The 7,049-nt window shown below is 46.6% G+C and carries 5 protein-coding genes and 1 pseudogene; 1 reads left to right on the top strand and 5 read right to left on the bottom strand.

The features are described from left to right. Positions 1 to 388: 388 nt before the first annotated feature. Positions 389 to 1,681 carry a serine--tRNA ligase gene (serS, locus tag FD09_RS11000; RefSeq protein WP_057821301.1) on the bottom strand — a complete coding sequence of 431 codons (1,293 nt, stop codon included), beginning with the start codon at positions 1,679 to 1,681 and terminating at the stop codon, positions 389 to 391. Positions 1,682 to 2,315: 634 nt separating this feature from the next. On the opposite strand from serS, the gene FD09_RS10995 reads away from it, so the two are divergent. Further along, a complete protein-coding gene (locus tag FD09_RS10995) occupies positions 2,316 to 3,818 on the top strand; it encodes a helix-turn-helix domain-containing protein (RefSeq protein WP_057821299.1) in 1,503 nt (500 codons plus the stop codon). A 46-nt stretch (positions 3,819 to 3,864) separates the two neighbouring features. On the opposite strand, the gene FD09_RS10990 is transcribed toward FD09_RS10995, so the two are convergent. The 4 genes and pseudogenes from FD09_RS10990 to FD09_RS16940 form a co-directional block, all read right to left on the bottom strand. Continuing rightward, positions 3,865 to 4,950 (bottom strand): WxLIP family cell surface protein, encoded by a 1,086-nt coding sequence (locus FD09_RS10990; RefSeq protein WP_162261510.1) that lies wholly within the window; start codon positions 4,948 to 4,950, stop codon positions 3,865 to 3,867. A 30-nt stretch (positions 4,951 to 4,980) separates the two neighbouring features. After that, complete coding sequence (locus FD09_RS10985) at positions 4,981 to 5,955, bottom strand: WxL domain-containing protein (protein WP_057821294.1); 975 nt, start codon at positions 5,953 to 5,955, stop codon at positions 4,981 to 4,983. 30 nt (positions 5,956 to 5,985) lie between these two features. Further along, entirely contained in the window at positions 5,986 to 6,630 is a 645-nt protein-coding gene (locus FD09_RS10980) for a DUF3324 domain-containing protein (protein WP_268873293.1), read from the bottom strand. Beyond that, positions 6,619 to 6,807 (bottom strand): annotated as a pseudogene (locus tag FD09_RS16940) (WxL protein peptidoglycan domain-containing protein); the annotation flags it as partial. The pseudogene FD09_RS16940 and the gene FD09_RS10980, both read right to left, overlap by 12 nt. Positions 6,808 to 7,049: the final 242 nt, after the last annotated feature.

The raw sequence follows: 7,049 nt of genomic DNA, 5'->3' as shown, positions 1-7,049 counted from the left end.
AACTTTGTTCAGTTTTCAAAGGCCTACTATTTCATTCACTCGTGCTCATCGCACTTGGTAAAAAGTAACAATGTTGCAAAAGCAACTTAGATAATATATCACGCACGCTCAGGCTTGTCAACAACAGTTTTTCATAAGATTTCCAACGAAAAACTGCCGTAGCACACCTCTCTGCGGCGCAATTAATAATATAGCAGGATGTAAAAAAGATGTCAACGCCCAAATGGCGTCGTCTCGCCATTTCCAGGACCCTATGTCGTACTTTTTCCGAACAAAAGGATTCATAACCGCAAAAAAAGAGCTGTGTGTAAAAATAACACACAACTCTCGCAAAAGGTTGTTTACAAACATTCGGAAATGCCTTGAAAACACCCTTCAAAAAAATATTTTAGCCCAGGGCATTTTCCTTCGTGATCTTGGTGACCCCATGCATATAAGGTACCAAAACATCCGGAATTGTCACACTGCCATCTTCATTTTGGTAGTTTTCCAAAATGGCAGCCAATGTCCGGCCAACTGCTAAGCCAGAACCGTTCAACGTATTCACCAGATGCACTTTGCCATTAGCATCCCGATAACGAATTTGGGCCCGGCGGGCTTGGAAGTCTGTACAGTTAGAACAGCTGGAAATTTCTCGGTAGGTATCCTGGAATGGGATCCAAACCTCAAGATCGTATGTTTTAGCCGACGTGAAGCTGGCATCCCCAGTGGACAACGCCACCACATGGTATGGCAGTTTCAGTTTTTGCAAAATCTCTTCCGCATCGTTAGTCAATTTCTCCAGTTCATTCCAAGAATCTTCTGGCTTGGTGTACTTCACCATTTCTACTTTATTAAACTGATGCATCCGGATCAGACCCCGGGTGTCCCGGCCGGCAGAGCCAGCTTCAGAACGGAAACATGGCGTTAGCGCGGTGAGGTAAACCGGCAGCTGCTTCTCGTCCAGAATTTCGCCACGGTAGTAATTAGTCAAAGGGACTTCCGCCGTAGGAATCAAGGTCAAGGGTTCATCTTCGTCGATGATCGTATACACATCTTTGGTAAACTTCGGGAACTGCCCAGTCCCAAACATGGAATCTTTGTTGACCAGGTAAGGGGGGATAATTTCTGTATAGCCTTCCTTTTCATGCTCATCCAACATGAAGTTGTAGATGGCCCGTTCCAGCTTGGCTCCCAGTCCTTTATAGTAGACAAACCGCGCGCCGGTGACTTTTGCTGCACGATCCCAGTCCAAGATACCGAGATCCTCGCCAATGTCCCAGTGGGCTTTAGGCTTGAAGTCCCACGTCGGTAAAGCCCCCCACTTGCGCACTTCTTTGTTGTAGTCTTCATTGGGGCCAATGGGCACATCCTCTTTGGGGATGTTGGGCAGCCGCACCAGAATGTATTCGACCTTTTCTTCCAAATCAGCCAATTCTTTATCCAGTTGTTTGATCTGGCCGCCGACTTCACGCATTTCCTTGATTTGGGCACTGGCATCACCCTTAGCCCGCTTCACCTTGGCAATTTCATCCGACTCAGCGTTACGCTTGGCCTTCAGATTTTCAGATGCGACGATCTTTTCCCGGCGTTGTTCATCTAAGCCAAGCAGTTCATCAATTTCTTCCGGCTTAATACCCCGGGTACCCAACCGTTCCTTAATAAAATCCGGTTTCTCTCGGATCAACTTCATGTCCAACATATGTGCGTTCCTCCTATTCAAAGCAAAACAAAAAGACCGACTTCATCCACTAAAGGGACGAAATCGGTCTTTCGCGGTACCACCCATTTTCACGCAAAGCGTGCTCTCAATACTGCGGTATCGGGCAGCCACCGGTCAGTTATTCGCCAACCACTCCGCGCTGGAAATGTGCTTCGATGGCTCGCACCGGCCGCCATCTCTCTGATCAAGCAATTAATGGGCGCTTCAACGTTTTGCTTTATTCATCAATAGAATAACACACTGATGTACCCGGAACAATATCGTTGCCGACAACCCGTCCAAAATGATAGAATTTTCGCAACAAACGCCGGATTACGTATCTTACCTCTGCGATAGGTATACTTCTCTGAAGGGATTGTCAGGTGCCCATCATGTAATGGAATTCAGCGGACAAAAGATGGGAAAGAATCGGCTAAACGGGCATTACGACAGTGTTTAGCCACCATCAAAAAAACTGTATAAATGTTATCTAATGTCAAATTTCACAAAATATTTTTACCAATAATGAGAAAAATGATATACTTGCATCAGCAGCTGGACAGTTTAGACGGGGGGGCTCTGTATCAAATTCGAAAAGTTGTTCTTTAGCAAGCCCGAACAAAAAAGATTTCGCATGTTGGAAGTTATTAATCGGGAAAAAGGCCGTTCGTTTACCATTAACGATCTCGCTCAATTGCTTGAGATGAGCTACGCCAAAACTTACAATACCTTTCAGTCCCTGTTGGAAGATATTGAACAGATCAACCACGGTCACCGAATTTCGCATACCGTGGCCACCATTAACGGTAACGATTTAGGCATCCCAGTGGATGCATATCGTCTTTTCTTGCTCAAACGTTCTGTTGAATTCCAGGTCTTTGACTACACTGTCCAGACTGCACACCCCAATTTAGAGGCGTTTTGTGCCAAACACTTTATTTCCAAATCTACTCTGTTACGGAAGATCGGTCCTCTGCGCCATTTCTTTGAGTCATTTGGTGTCAACTGGTCCACGACGACACTGCAACTCCGCGGGGACGAAAAACAAATTCGCTTCGTACTCAATGTGATTTACTGGGTGTCCTTCCATGGTCAAGAATGGCCCTTTCGCCACGTCAAAATGTATGACGTCGTCCAAATGCGCCGAGCCTTGTCGACTCGTAAGTTTGATCCAGTCACTGCTTTGCAGCTGGATATGTTCCTCGGCGTTTGCCGTATGCGCATCGCTACCGGCTACCCGATGTCCGCGATGACCACTTACGAAAAGATTTTCCCCGGGAACAACTACTTTACCGCACAATTGATTACGCAGGACATGTTCCCAACGTTAGATGGCCATTCACTGCATAATGAGAACCTGTTTCTCCAGTTTTACTTCCATATCGTTCTCAGCAGTCGGGAAATGGCTGATTCATCGTTTTCAGAACTATATTTCTATCTCGAAAAAGTCGGCGGGATTGCTTGGGAGTTTACCCGCAAATTCTTTAACTTTCTCCGCCCTTACCAACGTCAGGATGAACCGTCTTTAAACGAAAACCACTTGTTGGTCGCCAACTTTGCCCGGGCAGTGGTGTCTGCGCTGGTAATGGAGGGCCATCGCTTCGATGCCGATGATTTTCAACCAAGTTACTTCCTTCGGGACGATAACTCAGCCATGTCTAAACTGATGTACCAGTATTTCGATCAGGAGACGGATAATCCCGAGTTTACCCCGCTGCGGCCATTCCGCTCTGAGCTGCACCACAATCTGGTCTTGCTGCTCGCACCCTATCTGCAGGCCGTAAAGACGAAGGAAAACGTGGATGTTTATCTGCTCACCGAACGCAGCGGCTTTTATTCTCGCGTGTTGGAGATCTTCCTGCACGATTTGGGTTTCGTCCATGTATTACCAGAAACCGCTGAACCCAACGACGCGGACGTCATTATCACCAGCTTAGCCAACCCGGTATTATTGGGCGACGAAATCAAACTTGATCCGACCAAGGTCTTTGTCTGGTACGCCGACGAAAACTCTAAGCAGTACTATGAATTGTATGTCCGCTTACGGAATCAATACACCAGTCGCTTCATTGATCAGGAACGAGAAATCGAAGAAGAACCCGACGACATTGCCAATGCTTCGGGGAATCCCGAGTAGCAATTAATAAAGGCAGCCGATCCGCAATTGGATTGACTGCCTATTTTCATGTCCGTTTATTCGAGCTGTGCTTTCCAGTACGATATGCCCAAGCCACGATGGTGATAATTAAGAGAACTGCAGCCAACACCAGGAAGATAATCAGCCACGAATAATCCGGTCGCGACGTCAATTGGCCATTAAGCTTGCGAGCTTGGTCACCACTGATTGTAAAGTTGCGGACCATGTTCCATGATGGACCAGCCCCGCCGCCAGTGGTGACTTTCGCGCGCAGGGTATACTCCCCCGGCTGCATGCGGCTGTCTCCCCAGGAGATAGGGTAGTCAATGACCGAATTAGGTGCAAAGTTCATCTGGGTGGTTTTGTTGCGGAAAAGGACTTTCTTGCTGCCACGGAAGTAAACGCGCGCGTCACAGACCATTTGGCGGCCAGCAATAACTTGCGGGGCGATGTTGTGGATGCGGGCGCGGACGGCGGGTTGGGCTTCGAAGGAAACGGGGGTGACGCGTTCTAAATGTAGGTCTGGGGATGCCAGCTGATAGTCATTAACGTTGATGACGGCCGGGATGGTGAGATGAAATTGGTTTTGCAGGCTCACATCACCCTTCGCACTCTCCTGTTGCCGTTTGTTGATGTCCGGTGAAACGAAGGTGAATGCACCGTATAAAACACCGTTCATTTTCGTATCCGGCACTTGGATATTCTGATCAATGGCGATCGTCTTTTTCCCCGGCACTACAAATTTTACTTTTTGCGGTCCAATTTTTGAAAAGTCCATTTGTAATGTACTGTCCCGCTTATCCGTTAAGACATCATACTGAATTTGTCCAATCCTATTCGTTTGAGCAATTGTAGGTGTGCAGTACACGGTAATGTCCTTGTCGGTCGTATTGGTGATTTGCATCGTCAATTTCTGTTTCTGTCCAGATTTTAAATTGACCTGAAACCAAGGAGCCGTTTGATTAATCTGATTTGCTGGTGGGATTGCCTGGACACGAAAACCAATATCCGGCACTACCGCACGAGTGACACAAATATCAGTCATTAATACACTGATCACCGCACAAAAAAAGATGGCTACGATCAATGCGCGTCGGCGAAAAGCAATCGAATCAAACATTCGCTGTCGCACTGATGTAAACCACCTTTCTAAATTACTCGATTAGCCATTAGGCAGGGTCGCCGGATCACTTGTTAACGTCCAGGTCAGCGTAGCCACCCAGATCCCGCCATTTTGGGTAGGCATTGCTAAATACGCTGAAGTCGAATTTGTAAAGTCATAAGCCCAAGTAGCGTATCCTTCGGTTTTTGACGCGCCAAAGATGTCAATTCCATTACCATCCTGAGAGATGTTCTGTCCCATCTGAAATGATGCTTTTGTATCATCTTTTAGTCGGTTATCACTCGTCGTAATGGGTTTACGGGCATCAAAGTCGGCGGCGTTGTAAAACGCCGGATAAATACCAGTACCACCACTAAAATACTTTGTATCCGCACTGCCAGCCAGAAAAGTATTCCAGTCGGCGCCGTCAGAGACTTTAGCATTCGAAAATTCCAAGTGTGCGTCAGTAATTTTAGCGCCACTCGGATCTGGCACAAAGTTCCCATCTACGATATTCGGAGTAATGATAGCATTACCATCAGCATCAACGGAAGTGGTGGATTCGACCTTGATGAGTGGACCGAATGTCAACGACACTGTGTATCCATCCGCACTACCTTGTGCTTGCCGAGTATCTGTCACCACTAGAGAACGATTACCACCCTTAGCAGTATCATCACCGCCATGGTTATCTGGTAACATTGCTGGTAAGTTATCCGCACTCGTTATTTCCTGCAACGAATACTTTGACGAACTACCCAACTGATGGATCCCAAAATCGAATATCGGCACCTGATTAAGCGTCAGCGGTCCGGGAACAAAGCCAACACCTAATACACTACCACCACTCACATTTGGATTTGCATCATCAACAGCCGATCCAACTACGGTAGCGTAATTGTCACCAAATAACGGCTCACCTACCTTATAAGTCGGTGAATCATCCGCCTGAATAGTGGATGTCTCAACAGCCATCGGAAAAGCAAGTAATGCTAATGCACTGATACTAAGTAATCTTGCCCACGACTTCTTCATAAGCATACCTCCCCTCCCTGAAATTCGAAATCAATTCTTTTTCCAAGATGCTCTCCGTGCTTCCAATCGACCACGTTTCACCGCGCGGCGATACAACCAGACGACTAGAATAGTGGCAACGAGTAGAATAAACAGACCAATGAGAATCCACAACCATAACAAGCTCTGCTTAACCGAAGCATTACTCTTATTCAAGCGGTTAGCCTCTGCATTGCTGATAGAAAAATCACGTTTAAACTGCCAAGTACGACCATCTGATTTTGCCACAACGTGTAATGTAAACTTACCGGCTGGTACCTGCTGAGAACCGAACTTCATCAGAATACTGGCAGTTGAGTTTGGTGCAAAACTCATTGCTAGAGAATTCGAAATAATAATCTTCGAGGACCCTCGTGGCGTCATTTGACCAGTCACCTTTAACCCACGATTTTGAATATACATTGGTTGAAAGTTCTGCAATTGATACAGTAAGGCAGATTGTGCATTCACGACCCGCGGCCCAACTTTTCGTAATCTAAAATCCGGCTGAACCTGTTCTGAATGACCCGCGATAATTAACACGCCGACAGAGTAGGCAAAATTATTGACGAAACCCGTTTTCTTTGGCAACTTACCGCTTTTTTTTGCCTGAGCAAGTGTGCTCTCTGCGGAAGATAAAGTATAGCCACCCAACACAACACCATCAAACGGCGCCCCAATCATTTTCACGCGCTGAACGATCTTCACTGTTTTGTTTGGTGGCAACGTAACCTTCTGTGTGCGTGCCCCCATCTCCGTGAAAGGAAATCTTAAACTGCTGTCTATCTGCGCCTCGTCTTGATAATCAATCTCACCTTCAGCAGAAGTTGTTGCATTGGTCGCCTGATAACAACCTCTTGTGACTTACTACTCTTATTGTGTAATTCAAATCCCAAATCCATGGTTTCGTTCGGTGACAGCAGAACATTGAACCCTGGACTGCTATGATCACTTTGTTGTTGCGGGTAAATCAAATTAACGCTGAACTTCGCACCCTTCACATCAGCAGCATGCACCTGCGTGCTATTGATGTGGAGAAACAACCCACTTAGTAAAAGGACCGTCCAGCTCCAGCA

This window comes from Schleiferilactobacillus perolens DSM 12744 (assembly GCF_001435585.1).
Classification (GTDB): Bacteria; Bacillota; Bacilli; order Lactobacillales; family Lactobacillaceae; genus Schleiferilactobacillus; species Schleiferilactobacillus perolens.
Note: the sequence above shows the minus strand (reverse complement) of the source record. Positions and strands in the feature narration are given on the sequence as shown.